This is a genomic window from Hymenobacter puniceus (genome assembly GCF_014333525.1).
GTDB lineage: Bacteria > Bacteroidota > Bacteroidia > Cytophagales > Hymenobacteraceae > Hymenobacter.
The window spans coordinates 173,267-189,446 of the sequence record NZ_JACSCX010000001.1; the positions used below are offsets into that span (position 1 = coordinate 173,267).

General features: G+C 54.5%; 15 protein-coding genes. All 15 read right to left on the minus strand.

What is annotated here, in order from left to right; genetic code table 11:
• Positions 1 to 126: 126 nt before the first annotated feature.
• Positions 127 to 384 (minus strand): hypothetical protein, encoded by a 258-nt coding sequence (locus tag H8B14_RS00715; protein WP_187313721.1) that lies wholly within the window; start codon positions 382 to 384, stop codon positions 127 to 129.
• Positions 385 to 516: 132 nt separating this feature from the next.
• Positions 517 to 1,071: a DUF420 domain-containing protein gene (locus tag H8B14_RS00720; protein ID WP_187313722.1), complete on the minus strand. Its 555-nt coding sequence runs from the start codon at positions 1,069 to 1,071 to the stop codon at positions 517 to 519.
• Complete coding sequence (locus H8B14_RS00725; protein WP_187313723.1) at positions 1,058 to 1,723, minus strand: SCO family protein; 666 nt, start codon at positions 1,721 to 1,723, stop codon at positions 1,058 to 1,060. The genes H8B14_RS00720 and H8B14_RS00725 overlap by 14 nt, the downstream gene beginning before the upstream one ends.
• Before the next feature lie 4 nt (positions 1,724 to 1,727).
• Complete coding sequence (locus H8B14_RS00730) at positions 1,728 to 2,066, minus strand: cytochrome C oxidase subunit IV family protein (protein ID WP_187313724.1); 339 nt, start codon at positions 2,064 to 2,066, stop codon at positions 1,728 to 1,730.
• 90 nt (positions 2,067 to 2,156) lie between these two features.
• Positions 2,157 to 2,933, minus strand: a complete 777-nt coding sequence (locus H8B14_RS00735) for a cytochrome c oxidase subunit 3 (protein WP_187313725.1) — start codon at positions 2,931 to 2,933, stop codon at positions 2,157 to 2,159.
• 21 nt (positions 2,934 to 2,954) lie between these two features.
• Positions 2,955 to 3,542, minus strand: a complete 588-nt coding sequence (locus H8B14_RS00740; RefSeq protein WP_187313726.1) for a cytochrome c oxidase subunit 3 — start codon at positions 3,540 to 3,542, stop codon at positions 2,955 to 2,957.
• A 113-nt stretch (positions 3,543 to 3,655) separates the two neighbouring features.
• Positions 3,656 to 4,519 (minus strand): heme o synthase, encoded by an 864-nt coding sequence (gene cyoE, locus H8B14_RS00745; RefSeq protein ID WP_187313727.1) that lies wholly within the window; start codon positions 4,517 to 4,519, stop codon positions 3,656 to 3,658.
• A gap of 52 nt (positions 4,520 to 4,571) precedes the next feature.
• Positions 4,572 to 5,663 (minus strand): COX15/CtaA family protein, encoded by a 1,092-nt coding sequence (locus tag H8B14_RS00750; RefSeq protein ID WP_187313728.1) that lies wholly within the window; start codon positions 5,661 to 5,663, stop codon positions 4,572 to 4,574.
• Positions 5,664 to 5,839: 176 nt separating this feature from the next.
• Positions 5,840 to 7,696, minus strand: coding sequence for a cytochrome c oxidase subunit I (locus tag H8B14_RS00755; protein ID WP_261989836.1), 1,857 nt, complete (start codon positions 7,694 to 7,696; stop codon positions 5,840 to 5,842).
• Positions 7,697 to 7,724: 28 nt separating this feature from the next.
• On the minus strand, positions 7,725 to 8,786 hold the full coding sequence (locus H8B14_RS00760) for a cytochrome c oxidase subunit II (RefSeq protein ID WP_187313729.1): 1,062 nt from the start codon (positions 8,784 to 8,786) through the stop codon (positions 7,725 to 7,727).
• Positions 8,787 to 8,880: 94 nt separating this feature from the next.
• The gene (locus tag H8B14_RS00765) at positions 8,881 to 10,122 is read right to left on the minus strand and encodes a quinol:cytochrome C oxidoreductase (RefSeq protein ID WP_261989837.1); all 1,242 of its coding nucleotides are present in this window, start codon (positions 10,120 to 10,122) and stop codon (positions 8,881 to 8,883) included.
• An 84-nt stretch (positions 10,123 to 10,206) separates the two neighbouring features.
• A complete protein-coding gene (locus H8B14_RS00770) occupies positions 10,207 to 10,956 on the minus strand; it encodes a c-type cytochrome (protein ID WP_187313730.1) in 750 nt (249 codons plus the stop codon).
• Positions 10,956 to 11,480, minus strand: coding sequence for a DUF3341 domain-containing protein (locus H8B14_RS00775; protein ID WP_044016625.1), 525 nt, complete (start codon positions 11,478 to 11,480; stop codon positions 10,956 to 10,958). Before H8B14_RS00775 ends, H8B14_RS00770 begins: the two co-directional genes overlap by 1 nt.
• On the minus strand, positions 11,473 to 12,930 hold the full coding sequence (nrfD, locus tag H8B14_RS00780; protein ID WP_261989838.1) for an NrfD/PsrC family molybdoenzyme membrane anchor subunit: 1,458 nt from the start codon (positions 12,928 to 12,930) through the stop codon (positions 11,473 to 11,475). Before nrfD ends, H8B14_RS00775 begins: the two co-directional genes overlap by 8 nt.
• A gap of 106 nt (positions 12,931 to 13,036) precedes the next feature.
• Entirely contained in the window at positions 13,037 to 16,054 is a 3,018-nt protein-coding gene (locus H8B14_RS00785) for a TAT-variant-translocated molybdopterin oxidoreductase (protein ID WP_187313731.1), read from the minus strand.
• Positions 16,055 to 16,180: the final 126 nt, after the last annotated feature.

The following is a 16,180-nucleotide window of genomic DNA, read 5'->3' on the forward strand; positions in this document are numbered from 1 at the left end:
GCGGCAGCACACGGCTCCGCAGAAGCCGCTACCAAACAAAAATGCCGCCAATTGGCGGCATTTCCTAGCTGGCCCTCATTCAGGATGGCGTACCAGTATTTTTCAATTCGGCAGTCTTGGCAGTTACTACCGGCGCGCCGGCTTCTTGGCTTTGGCGTTGCGATACCAGAAATAGCCGACAGCCCCCACCAACAGGTAAGGAATGGCTGCCATATACAGAATGCCTTTGTTGAGGCCCGAGAAGTCGTAGCCATCTTTCTCCGAACGGGCCGACTCCACCTGCGTTTTGCACATGGTGCATTGCGCGGCAACCTGGCGCGGCGTCAGGCAAAACAACACGCCCAACAGAAGGGCAAAAACCGAGGTAACAAACAGCTTTTTCATACTCTTACCAACTGCGTTTACAGCGTAATGGTTTGGTGACGTGGCCGGATAAGTGCGCCGGTTTTTTAGATTGTTGCGCGGGCTTCGTCAAATGGAGCTAGGTGCTAGCTATCGGCTACTCCAGCCACCTTCTTAGGTGTAGTAAGGCGAAATCATGAAGTACACAATCACACCCGTCACGGACACATACAGCCAGATTGGGTAGGTCCAGCGGGCAATGCGGCGGTGCTTCTGAAACTGCTCGGTGAGGGCAAAATAAAGCGTAAACAGCACCAGCGCCACTGTTACGGCCGCCAGTAAAATGTGCGTCAGCAGAATGAAGTAGTACACGCTCCGAATCAGCCCCTGGCCCCCAAATGTGGTGCTGGGCACCTGCGAGTGATACGCCACGTACGACACCAGAAACAACGAACCCATCAGGAACGCCAAGCCCATCATGGCGCGGTGCTTGGCCACATCCTTGCGCCGGATGAAATAGTAGCCAGCCATCAGCAGCAGCGCCGTCAGGGAATTCAATACGGCATTCACGGCCGGCAATGCCTTCACCTGCGCGCCCTCAATGCGGAACACGTTAGGAAAGTAATAGAGAACTGCCACGGCCACCGGAATGACTGCGCCAAGTACAGCAGCCAGCACTTTGAATTTGGTGTTACCACCAGCCGGAGCAGAAGGATTATTCGTGTTCATACGTGTAGAGCAGCACGTCGATTTCCGTCATGAGGCGTTCAACGTCTTTGGGTTTGGTACCGTCGTAGATGCCGCGCACGCGGCGGGCACGATCTATCAGGTAGAGGTTCTGGCTGTGCTCAATGCCGGGCGTTTCGCCGCGGGGAGCCTCCAACCGAAACTCATCGGTGATTAACCGGTAAAGCGCCGTTTTGTCACCGGTCAGAAAAAACCATTTACCAGCAATAGCGCCGTACTGCTCAGCGTAGCGTTCCAGTACGGCCGCTGAGTCGCGGGCCGGGTCTACGGTGAAGGACACGAGCTTTACCCGGGGGTCTTTACGGAACCGTTCCTGCACCCGGGCCATCTGGCTGTTCATGCGCGGGCAGGCTCCGGGGCAAGTGGTGTAGAAGAAGTTGGCCACATAGAGGCCGTTGGCTGCCACCTCGCGCTGCGTTACCACCCGGCCGGATTGCGACGTGAGTTGGAAATCAGCCAACTGGTGGAAAACAGTGTCGCGCCGCCACTTACCTTCCACCAAGGTCGAATCGACTTTGGTGGGCAGGTAAGTGGGCAGCGCGTAACGGTTGGTGCCGAAGGTGTATAGAAACACGAAAGCCAGCACCGGGACCAACAGCAAGAGGCCCAACAACAGGACGTGTTTGGGCCTCATGCAGTTAGTTGAATACGTTCCAGAACGAATTCTGGTAAGAACCCTCTGTTACCAAGGCAATCAGCAGCCAAACGAGCAGCGCCATTGGAATAAGGATGGTCCAGATCAGGGCTTTCACTTCATGCTTTAAGTGCATGAACTCAGCGACGATAAAGAACGCCTTGAAAATTGTGAGAACGATGAAGATAGAGTTGCGAAGTGTGCTCGGATCCATCAGGAATACGAACACGAACTCTAGAGCTGTGATACCAACCAGAATCCAGAAAGTCTTCCAGATCCAACCGGTATTTGGCTTGGCGATTTCGCCGGGAGCGGTAGGCTCAGTGCCTGCGTGGTTAGCCATTGTCGTGAATGGTTGAAGTGTTGAATAGCTGCGTAGCTGAGCTACCTGAGAGTACCTGGTGTACCCTTCGTAGCTCAGCTGCCAAGCCGATTAAACCAGATAGAAGAAGGTGAAGACAAACACCCACACCAGATCCACAAAGTGCCAGTATAGGCCAATCTTCTCGACCATCTCGTAGTGGCCGCGCTTCTCAAACGTGCCGTTGGTGGTGGCAATAAACGACCATACCAACAGGCAAACCCCTGAGAATACGTGCGTGCCGTGAAAACCGGTAATGAAGAAGAACAAGTCAGCAAACAGCACTGGGCCGTACTGGTTGACCGCTAGGTTGGCGCCATACACTGTGCTACCGTCCAGCATCTTTGTGCCTTCTTCGGTGCCGTGGATGAAGTGGCTCCACTCCCATGCCTGCGAGGCCAGGAAAGTTGCGCCGAACAGAATAGTCCAGAGCAGCCATTTCTGCACATCCTTTTTGTCCATGCGGTGACCAGCTTCTACGGCCAGCACCATCGTCACGGAACTGAAGATGAGAATCATCGTCATCAGGGCCACGAAGCCCAGCGGAACGTCCATGCCATGCAGGCCAGGAAAGCCGTTGAATACTTTGTCGGGCACCGGCCAGTACGCCGTCGAAAACTCGAATGCCTTGCCTGCAGCAGCATCAAAAGCTGGATAGCGGTGACGAATCAGGCCGTAGGTGGTCAGGAACGCGGCGAACGTGAAGGCGTCCGACAGCAGAAAGAACCACATCATCAGCTTGCCATAGCTGGCCTTGAAGGGCTCGTTGCCTCCGTCCCAGTTGCCGCTACGCGGCCGGTCGGCGGCGTTGGCAGTAGTGAGGGGCTGCGTCGTGGAAATCGTGGACATATAGTGCGGGGTAAGACGAAACTAGTGGTTCAAAAGTAGGAACAAATACAGGTACAACCAAAGCCCGCCCAGGAAGTGCCAGTAGATGGTACAGTTGGCAATAGGCATCATTTGCCGCGAATGCACCTGATAGCGAAGGGTTTTCAGGTAGGTCTTGACCAGAAAAATCACGCCGGTGATGAGGTGAAATCCGTGGACGCCCATTAGTACATACACAAATGAGCCGGAAGGGTTGGCATCTACCCCACCAAAATAGGTACGGCCGGCAATCAAATCACCCCACGAGTACCACTGGCCCACCAGAAAGGCGAAGCCCAAAAGCACCGTCAGGCCCATGGCCAGCTTGGCACGGCCCAACTCGTCGCGCTTGGCCGAAGCGTAAGCCCACTGCATAGTAGCGCTGCTCAGCACAATCACAATGGTATTATAGAGCAGACTGATTGGCAAGTCGAACTCGCGCCAGTTGCCTTCCTCGCGGCGCACGATGAAGCCGCTGGTGAAGGCCGCGAACATCATGATGATACTAATGATCATCAAAATCAGCAACAGCCGCATCGGGTGCAGGCCGGAGCCGGGCTCTTTGGTTTCTAAAGATTCGGTGGTTTGCATGAGAGTTGGGGTTTGTTACTCGCTTTTGGGGGCAGTGGTTGCGGCGTATGTCAGGCAGCAGGCTGGCCCCATAGCTTCAACAAACAACCACGCAAAAGAGTCAACAAGCAACACTAGAGTTTATCAAGAACGAGGGCAATCTGCACGATGGGCAGGTAAAGAAAGGAGCCGAACATGATGCTCATGGCTGCTTTCTTCGTGCAGGTGCGCATCAGGTAGAAAGTCTGCATCAAAAACAGCACGCCACACACCACCGCCACCAGCGCTGATACTTTACCACTGATGCCAAATTGCAGCGGCAGCAAACTCATCGGTATCAGCAGTAGCGTGTAAGTCATGATCTGAAAGGCTGTGCGCAGGTCCTTACGGCCTGGTGAAGGCAGCATCTTGAAGCCGGCGGCGCGGTAATCATCATCCAGCACCCAGGCAATGGCCCAGAAATGCGGAAACTGCCACATGAATTGAATGCCGAACAGCACCCACCCACCAATGCTGGCGTCGCCGGTAATGGCGTTGGTAGCGGCCACCCACCCAATAAACGGTGGCAGCCCGCCCGGAATGGCGCCCACGAACACGCAAATCGGTGACAGTTGCTTGAGCGGCGTGTAAATGAAGCCGTAAATAATCAGCGAAATCAGCGACAGGGCTGCGGCCAGCGGATTGAAGCAGTAGGCCAGCAGCGCAAGCCCAAATGCGCCCAAAACGATGGTGAACACCCAGGCTTCAGATACCGACAAGATGCCGAGCGGCAACGGCCGCTTCGCAGTGCGCTTCATCAGCTTGTCGAGGTCTTTCTCGTAGATCTGGTTAATGGTGTTTGCCGAGCCGGTGATGGCCAAGCCACCCAGCATTACCAGCAGCGCCCGGCCCCAATCAAACGCCTGAGCCCCCAATAAAAAACCAATGGCACTGGAGAAGGCGACCGTCAGGGCCAGCCGAAACTTAAGCAGTTGAAAATACGCCCTGGCTTTGATCATTAGCAGTTAAAACAACACGGGCGGCGGAAGCACTCCAAACCGGGCCGCAAAGTTACGCAACAACGCGCGGAATAGCGGCCTGCGTTGGTGTTTTCGTCTGGCGCCGGTAGCGGATGATGGTCAGAAACTGTGCGCCGAAAAGCACGGTGGCCAGCGTCAGGTGCACCGGCTGCACAGCAGCAGGCAGCGCGAAGTAGGCCAGCGTTACACCAGCCGCTATTTCCAGGCCCAGCAGCAGCAGCACAGCGTTGGCAAGCGTGCGCAGGTGCTGAGAGCGGGTCTGGTACAGCCGGAAAGCCACAAACAGGTTAAGCAACAGCAGCAGCAGCGAGAATGAGCGGTGTACCTTAAACGTCAGCCCCAGTTGCTCAACCCAAGTACCTCGGCTGCCATACTCGGCGGCAACGGCCACCACATCAATCTGCTCACGCACCTGCGTACCCAGAATAATCTGACCGAACGTAGCTAGCGTAATTACCCACAGCCACAGCGTAAGGCCCGACGCTGGTATCCAACTCGTATCGGGCTGATCAACAGCAGCCCTTTCGCGCTGAGAACGGTCCACGGCATAAATGAGCAGCGCCACAATCAGCAAGGCCACCGCCATGTGCACCGTTACCATCTCCGGCAGCAGGTTGGTAGATACCACCAAGGAGCCTAGCCAGCCCTGGAAACCCGTCAGCACCAACGAAATAAAGGCCAGCCAGAACACCACCGGGTCGCGGCGTAGATACGGCAACGCCAGCAACACCGTCAGGAAGATAAATACGCCAATCAGCGCCCCTAGCAACCGGTTCAGGTACTCAATCCAAGTTTTGGTAGCATTAAAGTCGGTTTCGACATACTGCGTAGGATGCGCAAAAATCTGTGCAGCTACCTCGCTGAAGCCTAGCTTATCCAGCGTCTTAGCAATGCGCTGATTTTTGGCCACCCGCTGCTCGGTATAGATTTCCTTGTAGTTGGCCGGCAACTGGCTAACAGTTGTGGGCGGCACCCATGTCCCGAAGCACTTAGGCCAATCTGGGCAGCCCATACCAGAGCCTGTGCTCCGGACAATACCACCTACCAAAATCAGCAGGTACACTGCTACTACCGTCAGAATGCCAAAGAAGCGGAAACGCCGTACGAAAGTAGATTGGGTCATAGGAAAAGGAGCGTCACCTACCATCACGCCATCAGTCAAAAAAAGAAAATCTAGTTGCCTTACGCCGATAGTAACGCCAAGTGTAAAACAGCACTACTGTGGGCTTAGTTTACTGCAAAACAAAACGGGCCGCCGTAAAAACAGCGGCCCGTTTCGGGAAGATTGCCAAATGTTGACTACTCCATTTCGCTTTCGTACGGCAGGTTCGAGGACTGGGTCTTCGAGTACGGTACGTTCTGCGGAATAAAGTCGTCTGCAGCGCCTGGTTTGCTATAATCGTAGGGCCAGCGGTAGACAGCTGGAATCTCACCAGGCCAGTTGCCATGGCCGGGAACAACCGGCGTAGTCCACTCCAGTGTGGTCGAGCGCCATGGATTTTCGCTGGCGCGGCGGCCGCGGAAGATGCTGTAGAAGAAGTTGAAGATGAACACAAACTGAGCGAAAAACGCCAGAATAGCAGCCACCGAAATAAACTTGTTCAAGTCAGCAAACTGGCTGAAAGAGTCGAAGCCAGTCCAAGCGTAGTAGCGACGAGGGAAACCGGCAATACCTACGTAGTGCATCGGCATGAACACCAGATATACTCCAATGAACGTCAGCCAGAAGTGGATATAACCCAGCTTCTCGTCCATCATACGGCCGAACATCTTCGGGAACCAGTGATACACACCAGCAAACAGACCAAAGAAAGCCGAGCTACCCATTACCAAGTGGAAGTGAGCCACTACGAAATAGGTGTTGTGCATCTGGATATCGAGGGCCGCGTTGCCGAGGATGATACCCGTCAGACCACCCGAAATGAACAGCGACACAAAGCCAATTGAGAAAAGCATGGCCGTGGTGAAGCGGATGTTACCGCGCCACAGTGTAGCCAGCCAGTTGAAGGTTTTCACGGCCGATGGCACCGCAATGATCAGTGTCAGGAACATGAAGACCGATCCAAGGAAAGGGTTCATGCCCGTTACGAACATGTGGTGAGCCCACACTACGAACGACAGCAAGGAAATACCCAGCAGCGAACCAATCATGGCGCGGTAGCCGAAGATGGGCTTACGAGCGTTGGTAGCGAGAATCTCCGATACCATACCCATAGCAGGCATGATTACGATGTACACCTCGGGGTGACCCAGGAACCAGAACAAGTGCTGGAACAGTACCGGCGAACCGCCCGTGTTATTCAGCGCCTGACCGGCAATGTAGATATCCGACAAGAAGAATGACGTACCGAACGAACGGTCGAAGATCAGAAGCAAAGCAGCTGAGAACAACACCGGGAACGACAACAGACCCAAAATAGCCGTCAGGAAAAACGACCAGATGGTGAGCGGCAGCTTGCTCATGCTCATGCCGCGGGTCCGGAGGTTGATTACCGTAGTGATGTAGTTAACACCGCCCAGCAGCTGCGAAACGATGAACAAAGCCATCGACACCAGCCACATCGTCATGCCCATGCCGGAGCCGGGAATAGCCTGAGGCAAGGCGCTCAGCGGTGGGTAGATTGTCCAGCCAGCCGAAGCAGGACCGGTTTCCAGGAACATCGAGGTGAACATGATGATACCGGAAACAAAGAAGAACCAGTACGACAACATGTTCATAAAGCCCGAAGCCATGTCGCGGGCACCTACCTGCAGCGGAATCAAGAAGTTGGAGAACGTACCCGACAGACCCGCAGTCAGCACGAAGAACACCATGATGGTGCCGTGCATCGTTACAAGCGCCAGATAGAACTCCGGGTTCAGCTTACCTGCCTCAATCCACTTGCCAAGGAAAGGAGTCAGCCACTCCATCGTCGACTCGGGCCAGCCGAGTTGCAAACGGAACAAGCTGGAGAGCGTACCACCCAGGATAGCCCAGAAGATACCAGTAATCAGAAACTGCTTGGCAATCACCTTGTGGTCCGTGCTGAACACGTACTTGAACAGCCAATGCTGGTCGTGGTGATGATCGTCGTGGTGCAGGTGCTCGTCGTGCTCGATGCCTGGCTCGGTTACCCCGATGCCGCCCTGCACTTGAGTGGGAAGATTAGCAGCCATAGAAAGCGTACAAATTAACTGCGTTGAATTAGAGAGAAGCATTGGCAGCAGGTACCGTCACGGCAGCAGCAGCCTCCTTTACAACCAGCTTTTCTTCTTTCTGTTTGAAGGAAGCCAGTACATCTGGGTTCTGCTCCGAGAAAGATTTCTGCTGACCAAACCAAGCAACATAATCGTCTGGCTCGTCTACCACAATGTTAAGCTTCATGGCAAAGTGACCACGGCCGCAGATCTGGTTGCAAGCAAGCTCATAGTTGAACTTTGGGTTGCCAAGCTGGGCGCGCATCTCGTCGGTGGTTTTGGTAGGCGTAAACCAGAACTTGGTCGGCATACCGGGTACAGCGTACATCTGCACACGGAAGTGCGGCATATATACAGCGTGCAACACGTCGCGCGAGCGAATCTTCAGCAATACCGGGTGGCCTTTTGGCACGTGGATTTCACCGGCAACAAAATCATCCAAACCCGTCTTATCGGTCAGGTCGAAGCCAAACTCGTTGGTGGCATCAATCAGGCGGTAGTTAACTACACCCAGCTTCAGGTCACGACCTGGATAACGTACCAACCAGTTGAACTGCTTGCCCATTACTTCCAGAACTACTGCATCCTTAGGAGCTGGCCCCGTAATACGGGTCCACTCCTTCCAGCCAGCGAATACAAGACCAGCCATCACAATAGCCGGAATTACCGTCCAGATGATTTCGATCTTGTTGTTATGCGGGAAGAAATAAGCACGACGGCCGTCTTTCTGCTGGTATTTATAGGAATAGTAGAACAGGGCAACCTGCGTCAGCACGAACACGATACCGATGATGATCATCGTAGTCCAGAACATGCGCTCTGTGGCCAAGCCGTGTACCGAGGCAATCGGCGGATTCATCTTATTGAAGTTGTCGCCAAACGACCAAGCGAAGGCCGCGCCACCAACTACCATAAAGATGATCATCAGCACCGCATTCACGCGGTTGCTCATCCCAAATTCGCGGGCCGAGCTGCCAGAGAAAATCGAGGTTAGAATCTGGAGGCGGAACAACAGGCCGAATACGACCAGCAGCAACACCAACACCAGCAGAATACCAAGAGCAGTCATTAGGTAAGGAAAGAGGTGAGATTTTTGAGAGTGGTAGCGGAGCAGCGAGATGCAGTGAAGCCTACGCTCCTCCCCTGCCAGTACTCATGTCTGATTAGGTGGTATGGTGCACGCTCTCGTCGAGGAATGGGTGGTGCAATGGCACCAGCGAAGCCTGCGACAACCGCTTGGTCATGAGCAGCAGGAAGCTACCCAAGAACACCAGTGCAACACCAAACTCAATAATGAACCCGTTATTCTCCTGCATAGTTGCAGGCATGATCATCAAATAGAAGTCAAACCAGTGGCCGATCAGAATAGCTATGGTAACAATTTTCAGCATGATCATCTGGCGCTTTGCATCCCGTGTCATAAGAACAAGGAAAGGAAAGGCAAAGTTGATGATCAGGTTGAAAAAGAATAGCCATGTATACTGGTTGTTAAAGCCGCCCAAACGCTGGTTGAAATACACCGACTCTTCAGGAAGGTTAGCGTACCAAATAAGCATGAACTGCGAGAACCACACGTACGTCCAGAAAATGCTGAAGCCAAACATGAACTTGCCCAGATCGTGCAGATGGCCTGCTTTCACCCAGCGCAGGTAGCCAGCATCCTTCAGCAGAATAGTGCACAACGTGGTGGCCGCAATGCCGGATACCCACCAAGAAGCGAATACATACCAGCCAAACATCGTCGAGAACCAATGTACGTCAACTGACATCACCCAGTCCCAGGCAGCAATCGACGATGATACTGCGAACAGTACCAAGAAGATTGCTGATACGTTGATGCATTTGTGGAAGTACTCGGTGCCACCGTTTAGATCTTCTGCCAACGACAGGTCGCGGAGCTTTTTGGTGAAGAATGCCCAGATGGCAATAAACAACACCATACGGAACAGATAGAACGGCATGTTCAGGAAGCCCGACTTGCCGGCAATGATGGCATCATAGGTTTCGCTGCCCTTCTCCATGATGCCTGGCACCGTCCAATGGAAGATGTCATTGTTGATCAGGCTTACCAAGAAAATGAGCACCATCAGTACACCACCTGGAATAACCCAGGCACTGAGAGCTTCATACACCCGCTTAATCAGAACCGACCAGCCGGCGTAGGCTACGTATTGAATAGCCATAAATACTGTACCTACCACCGATACTCCGGTGAAGAATACGTTGTTGTGCCATAGACTTACAATCAGGCGCTTCAGCCACAGAGGGCTGCCGTGGTGGCCTCCTGCATGACCAGCCACAGCACCATGGGCGCCAGCGGCGCCTTCAGCGTGCTCAGCACCGATGTTGAAGTAGGCGACAATCAAACCAATCACCAGCAGCAGAATGCCGGCCAAGATGATCATCATGAATTTCTTGCGAGTACCGGCTGAAACCTCCAGGTATTCCGCCGTAACGCCTTCGTGTTGCGTCAGAGTTGCCATAGTGGATTAGTTTGCGGTGCCGTTACGTGCCTGGTCTCCTTGGCCCGGATTTTCCGAAGCCTTGTTTGCCTGAGCTTCCTGAACAGGAGCCTGAGTTTGCGAGTCGGTAGTCTGCGACGAATCGGCAGCAGTTACGCCCGTTGCTGAACCACCATTGGCCTTCAGCAAGTCAGCAACTCCATCAGCGCCTTTGCCTAGCTGTAGGGCCCGAACGTACATGGAGATTTTCCAGCGCTCTTCAGGATTTACCTGTGAGCCATGCGGCATCATCCGGTTGCGGCCCCACTGAATGACGTGGTAAATGTGCCCGTCATTCATGGTTTTATAAGCACCTGCCGAGTAGTTCGGTACACCTTTGAACTTGATGCCTACCGGCCCCTGACCATCGCCTTGCTCGCCATGGCAGTGCTGGCAGTTACGCACATACAGTGCCTTTCCTTCCTCCAGATTTTCCTTGGTGTAGGAATAGGGGTTGCGCAGTTTGGTTTCGGCAGTAGCCACATCATCTTTGGCGATGTGCGAATAATACTCAGCTTTGCCGCGGGCTACCGTACCCACCACAGGGGTGCGCTGGTTGATGCCCATTGGATTTACTGTATTGGCATTCACCTGACGCAAGGGGTCGTACGGAATAGACTCGTACATCTCCGGGGCGTACTCAATGCCAGGATCATCGGCGCGGTTGCAGCCGGTGGTCAGCACCGAAGCAAACAGGATGGCCGACGCTTGCAGACCTAGTTTCAGCGAATGCGTCATTAGAATTTGGTCATTTCTTTTTCGTTCACCTCCGAGGCGCCGTTGGCGCGCAGCAGTTGCGTCAGATGGTTCAGGTCGGTCTTCTCGTTCAGCTCGATGGCCATCACAAACTTGTCGTCGGTGGAGCGCACATCCAGAACAGGCGTCTTCCAGCGAGGATACAGCTTGCTGATGGTATAGAAGGTAATCACCATACCATGGCAGCAGAAGAATACCGTCAATTCAAAGGATACTGGAATGAAGGCGGGAAGTGCGATGTGCGGCTTACCACCGATAATCATTGGCCAGTCGAAACCGAGCGTGTAGATCTGCAGCCAGAGGGCAAAGCACAGACCAACCAACCCGTAGAAGAAAGCGGCAATGGGCAGCCGGGAACGTTCAATGCCAAGGGCATCGTCGATACCGTGGATCGGAAACGGGGTGAAGACTTCGTAGATTTTAACGCCCGCTTCGCGGACGTTTTCAACGGCGTGCAGCAGCACGTCTTCGTCTTCGAAGATGCCGAGGGCGAAGCGCTTAGTCATGCTTATCGTAGTTTATGGGAGCCGAAGCCGGCACGCCGTGGGTGGCGGGTTGATGAACTGCGTTGTGGTGTGGATCGTGGCCGGTGTACGTCGGGCCGTTATCGACCGTGTACTTCAGCACTGACTTCACTTCAGCCATGTTGATTACCGGGAAGAACTTGGCGAACAGTAGGAACAAGGTGAAAAACAAACCCAGCGTACCAACATAGATACCGATATCGATGATGCTTGGGGAGAACATAACCCAGCTGGACGGCAGGTAGTCGCGGTGTAGCGAGGTAACAATAATCACGAAACGCTCGAACCACATACCAATGTTCACGATAATCGACAGCACAAACGTAGCTGGAATGCTGTAACGAATACGCCGAATCCACACTAGCTGAGGCGAAATTACGTTGCAGGTCATCATCGACCAGTAAGCCCACCAGTAAGGACCAGTTGCGCGGTTGATGAAGGCATACTGTTCGAATTCAACACCTGAATACCAAGCAATGAAGAACTCCGTAATGTAGGCCACCCCTACAATCGAGCCGGTTACCATCATGATTTTGTTCATGAGGGCAATGTGCTCCAGCGTAATGTAGTCTTCCAGCTTAAATACGACGCGGGTGATGAGCATCAGCGTCAGTACCATGGCGAAACCCGAGAAGATAGCGCCAGCCACGAAGTAGGGCGGGAAGATGGTGGTGTGCCAGCCTGGTACAACCGAGGTAGCAAAGTCCATCGATACAATGGTGTGTACCGAAAGTACCAGCGGGGTCGAAACACCAGCCAGAATCAACGACACCGTTTCGTAGCGGCTCCAGTGTTTGGCCGAACCTTTCCAGCCCATGCTCAGCAGCGAGTACGCTACTTTGGCAATCGGGCCTTTAGCCCGGTCACGGATGGTGGCGAAGTCAGGTACCAGACCCGTGTACCAGAACACCAGCGACACCGTGAAGTAAGTCGAAATGGCGAATACGTCCCAGAGCAGCGGCGAATTGAAGTTCACCCATAGTGAGCCCAGTGTGTTCTGCAGCGGAAACACGTAGAAAGCCAGCCACGGACGACCCATGTGCAGTACCGGGAACATGGCCGCGCAAATTACTGCGAAGATGGTCATGGCTTCGGCAGCACGGTTGATAGAGGTCCGCCACTTCTGACGGAACAGCAGCAGAACGGCTGAAATTAGGGTGCCGGCGTGGCCGATACCTACCCACCACACGAAGTTGGTGATGTCCCAAGCCCAACCAACGGTTTTGTTAAGGCCCCATTCGCCGATGCCGTACCATAAGGTGCGGTATACAGAATAGAAAAAGATGCCGAGGAAGAAAAGAGCCACGGCCAGAGCGGCCATCCAACGAACGTTGGGAGCGGCTTCTACCTGGCGGCACACGTCTTGGGTGACGTCGTGGTACGTTTTCCCCCCGGTTACGAGCGGCTCCCGTACAGGCGATACGTGCTGCATAGTTTTAGATTTTTGGGTCTTGGGAACTCAGGGGCTCAGCTTCTTGCGGAAATGGTATCTGGTTGAAAAACCAAGACCTCAGGCTCCCAAGCCCCCAACTACTGGTTTATGCGTTGCGAACTTCTTCCGTGTTGCGGATTTTTGTCAGGTAGGTCATGTTCGGCTGCACGTTGATGGCATCAAGTACATGGAACGCCCGCTCGCCATCTTCCCGACGCAACAGCTTCGACAGACGTGACTCAGGGTCACGCATGTCACCGAATACGATAGCCTGCGTAGGGCAGGACTGGGCGCAGGCCGAAACAATCTCACCATCCTTCGGACGACGCTTTTGCTTCTTGGCTTCAAGCTTACCAAGCTGGATACGCTGCACACAGAGCGAACATTTCTCCATCACACCACGAGCCCGTACCGTCACATCCGGATTCAGCACCATACGGCCGAGGTCGGTGAACATGTGGCCGTTTACAGCTTCAAACTTCTCGTTGGAGTAGTACGAGAACCAGTTGAAACGACGAACCTTATACGGGCAGTTGTTGGCACAATAGCGGGTACCTACGCAGCGGTTGTAGGTCATCTGGTTGAGTCCTTCCGAGCTGTGCGTGGTAGCCAGTACCGGGCACACTGTCTCGCACGGTGCGTGGTTGCAATGCTGGCACATCATCGGCTGGAAGATAACCGAAGGATTTTCGGATGGGTCTTCCATAGCGGCATAAGTAGCCAGCTTGCCTTTTTCCTCGAAATCCTCCTTGCTGGCGTCGGAGCTGTAGTAGCGGTCGATCCGCATCCAATGCATCTCGCGGCGGTTGATAACCTCCTGCTTGCCTACTACGGCTACGTTGTTTTCAGCCTGGCACCCCACTACGCACGAGCCGCAGCCAATGCACGAGTTGAGGTCGATGGCCATACCCCAGTGGTGATTCTTGTACTCGTAGTCCTGCCACAACGACACCTTGTTGGGCTTCACGTTGCCTTCCGGCGTCGTGAGCAGCTCATACTCGGTTACTTCTTTCGGGTTTTTGATGTACTGGGCCAGCGTCGACTCCTGCACCACCGGCTTGCGGTCCATGATGGTGTGGTGGGTCTGGGTCTGGGCGATGGGCGAGGTGGCACCGGTTTTTTCCAGCGTCACTGAGTTGGCGTACTGAATAGCCCCGTTGCGCATTACCGCGAAAGGCAATACGTTCTCCCCTACTTTGTCACCTACCTTACCAGCCTTGGTACGGCCGTAGCCCAGCGCAATCGAAACCGAACCGGCGGCTTGGCCTGGCTGAACAAGTACTGGCAGCTCAATGGACTTGCCGTTGGCCGTCACCTTCAACACGTCGCCTTGAGCCCAGCCTTTTTCTTCGGCCATTTTGCGTGGCACAGCCACGTAGTTGCCCCAAGTAGCTTTCGATACCGGGTCAGGCAGTTCCTGCAACCATGGGTTGTTGCCCTCCGAACCGTTGCCTACACCTACCTTTTCGTAGATGCAAAGCTCTGTGCCCGTAGGCTTGGGAGCCGAGTTGATTGCGCTGATAGCTTCAGCAGCCCCCATAACGGCACCTTGCGCTGGAGCAGCCGCCAAGGCCGAGCCCATAGCTACCCCATCGTGTACTGCCTTATCCCACGCTTTTGCATCGCCACCGAGCAGTGTTTGCCACTGGGCACGCAGGTAGTTGTAGTAGCTGGTCGGATTACCGGCCCAAACCAAAAGCGAATCCTGCGCCTGACGCGTAGCAAACAGCGGCGAAATAACCGGCTGCGCTAAGCTCAGATAGCCGCGCTTAGGCTCATAGTCGTTCCACGACTCCATCCAGTGGTGGTCGGGAGCGGCGTAGGTGCACAGGCTGCCGGTTTCGTCGAGACGGTCGTTCAGTGAGATGGTAGTCTTTACTTTACCACCTTTCAGTGCCTCTCCCAGCTGAGCACCCATTGGGTGGTCAAACACGGGGTTGGCGTGGTAGAAAATCACCGTGGCAATCTGGCCGCTGATGATATCTTTCACCAACCGGTCCATGCGGGCGTCGTCACCCTGGCGCACCATGGATGGTGCAGCTACGTCAACGGCGGCGCTGCCGAGGCTCTGGTTGATGGCGGTAACGAGGGACTGAACAGCCGGGTCGTTGGAACCCGAAACCACCAGACCGCGGCTACCAGCCGCTTTTAGATCAGCAACTGCTTTCTTCAGCTGAGCACTGCCGGCAGCAGCACCGCCTGAAATACCATTGTAGAGAGCCACTGCCGTAGCGCCCATTTCCGAAGGCTTCACTGGCACCCGCACGTCGGCGTTGGAGCCGGTCAGGGTTAGGGCGCTTTCGAACTGGTAGTGACGCGACATGGAGCGCTTTTCGGCGCTAACCTTGCGGTTAGTGACGTACTGACGGGCGTGTTCTACCGGCGAAATCCAGGTACCAAGGAAGTCAGCACCTAGGCTTACGATAATGTCAGCTTTACTGAAGTCGTAGCTGGGCAGTACCCCGCCGTTGGCGCGGAGCAGGCCTGAAGCTGAATTCACGTCGTACATGACGTGCTCGGTACCAGCGTATCGGCCCGCAAATTCAGCAATAACTTTCTTGGTGCTAGGGCTAATGATGGTTGGCGACACAATAGCAACGCGGCCACCCGCGGCCAGTGCCGTGCGGATTTCCTGATCGACCTGGTCTTTGTCCTTCTTCGCGCCTTTGATAGCGAAGTGCTGCAGACGAGCACCATCGTAGAGGCTCAGTACCGAGGCCTGCGCACGGGCCGACAGGCCACCACGCGTAATCGGCGACTCTGGGTTGCCCTCCAGCTTGATCGGACGACCTTCGCGGGTCTTCACCAGCACGCTGTTGTAATCCTGACCGGTGAAATAAGTGGAAGCGTAGAAGTTGGCAATGCCTGGATCAACCTCCTCCGGCTTATTCAGGTACGGAATTGCCTTTTTAATTGGGGTTTCGCAGCTGGCGAGGGTAGCGGCAGCCAGGCCGAAGCCCATTAGCTTGAGGAAGTCGCGGCGTGGGGCTACCGTAGAATCGGAAGAGCCATACGTTTCCTTCACCGGCAGGAAGTCTGCAAACTCGGTGAGTGCATTCTTCATGAACTCCGGTGAGTTCTCCAGTTCCTCAATTCCCTTCCAGTACTTGGGCGACTCTTGCATTTGTTATGGGGACTTAGGGTCTTGCAGGCGTGAGTCTTAGTTTTCTGACGCAGCACAGCCCGCAAGTTGAAGGCTTTTTTTAAGGGCTTTTCGGCGGAGAATCCTGCGCTGCCGGGAAGATAGTCA

What these genes read in the sequence shown, in the direction of transcription:
- H8B14_RS00715 (WP_187313721.1), bottom strand. Translation starts at nt 384, where the DNA reads ATGAAAAAGCTGTTTGTTACCTCGGTTTTTGCCCTTCTGTTGGGCGTG.
- H8B14_RS00720 (WP_187313722.1), bottom strand. Translation starts at nt 1,071, where the DNA reads ATGAACACGAATAATCCTTCTGCTCCGGCTGGTGGTAACACCAAATTC.
- H8B14_RS00725 (WP_187313723.1), bottom strand. Translation starts at nt 1,723, where the DNA reads ATGAGGCCCAAACACGTCCTGTTGTTGGGCCTCTTGCTGTTGGTCCCG.
- H8B14_RS00730 (WP_187313724.1), bottom strand. Translation starts at nt 2,066, where the DNA reads ATGGCTAACCACGCAGGCACTGAGCCTACCGCTCCCGGCGAAATCGCC.
- H8B14_RS00735 (WP_187313725.1), bottom strand. Translation starts at nt 2,933, where the DNA reads ATGTCCACGATTTCCACGACGCAGCCCCTCACTACTGCCAACGCCGCC.
- H8B14_RS00740 (WP_187313726.1), bottom strand. Translation starts at nt 3,542, where the DNA reads ATGCAAACCACCGAATCTTTAGAAACCAAAGAGCCCGGCTCCGGCCTG.
- cyoE (WP_187313727.1), bottom strand. Translation starts at nt 4,519, where the DNA reads ATGATCAAAGCCAGGGCGTATTTTCAACTGCTTAAGTTTCGGCTGGCC.
- H8B14_RS00750 (WP_187313728.1), bottom strand. Translation starts at nt 5,663, where the DNA reads ATGACCCAATCTACTTTCGTACGGCGTTTCCGCTTCTTTGGCATTCTG.
- H8B14_RS00755 (WP_261989836.1), bottom strand. Translation starts at nt 7,696, where the DNA reads ATGGCTGCTAATCTTCCCACTCAAGTGCAGGGCGGCATCGGGGTAACC.
- H8B14_RS00760 (WP_187313729.1), bottom strand. Translation starts at nt 8,786, where the DNA reads ATGACTGCTCTTGGTATTCTGCTGGTGTTGGTGTTGCTGCTGGTCGTA.
- H8B14_RS00765 (WP_261989837.1), bottom strand. Translation starts at nt 10,122, where the DNA reads ATGATCATCTTGGCCGGCATTCTGCTGCTGGTGATTGGTTTGATTGTC.
- H8B14_RS00770 (WP_187313730.1), bottom strand. Translation starts at nt 10,956, where the DNA reads ATGACGCATTCGCTGAAACTAGGTCTGCAAGCGTCGGCCATCCTGTTT.
- H8B14_RS00775 (WP_044016625.1), bottom strand. Translation starts at nt 11,480, where the DNA reads ATGACTAAGCGCTTCGCCCTCGGCATCTTCGAAGACGAAGACGTGCTG.
- nrfD (WP_261989838.1), bottom strand. Translation starts at nt 12,930, where the DNA reads ATGCAGCACGTATCGCCTGTACGGGAGCCGCTCGTAACCGGGGGGAAA.
- H8B14_RS00785 (WP_187313731.1), bottom strand. Translation starts at nt 16,054, where the DNA reads ATGCAAGAGTCGCCCAAGTACTGGAAGGGAATTGAGGAACTGGAGAAC.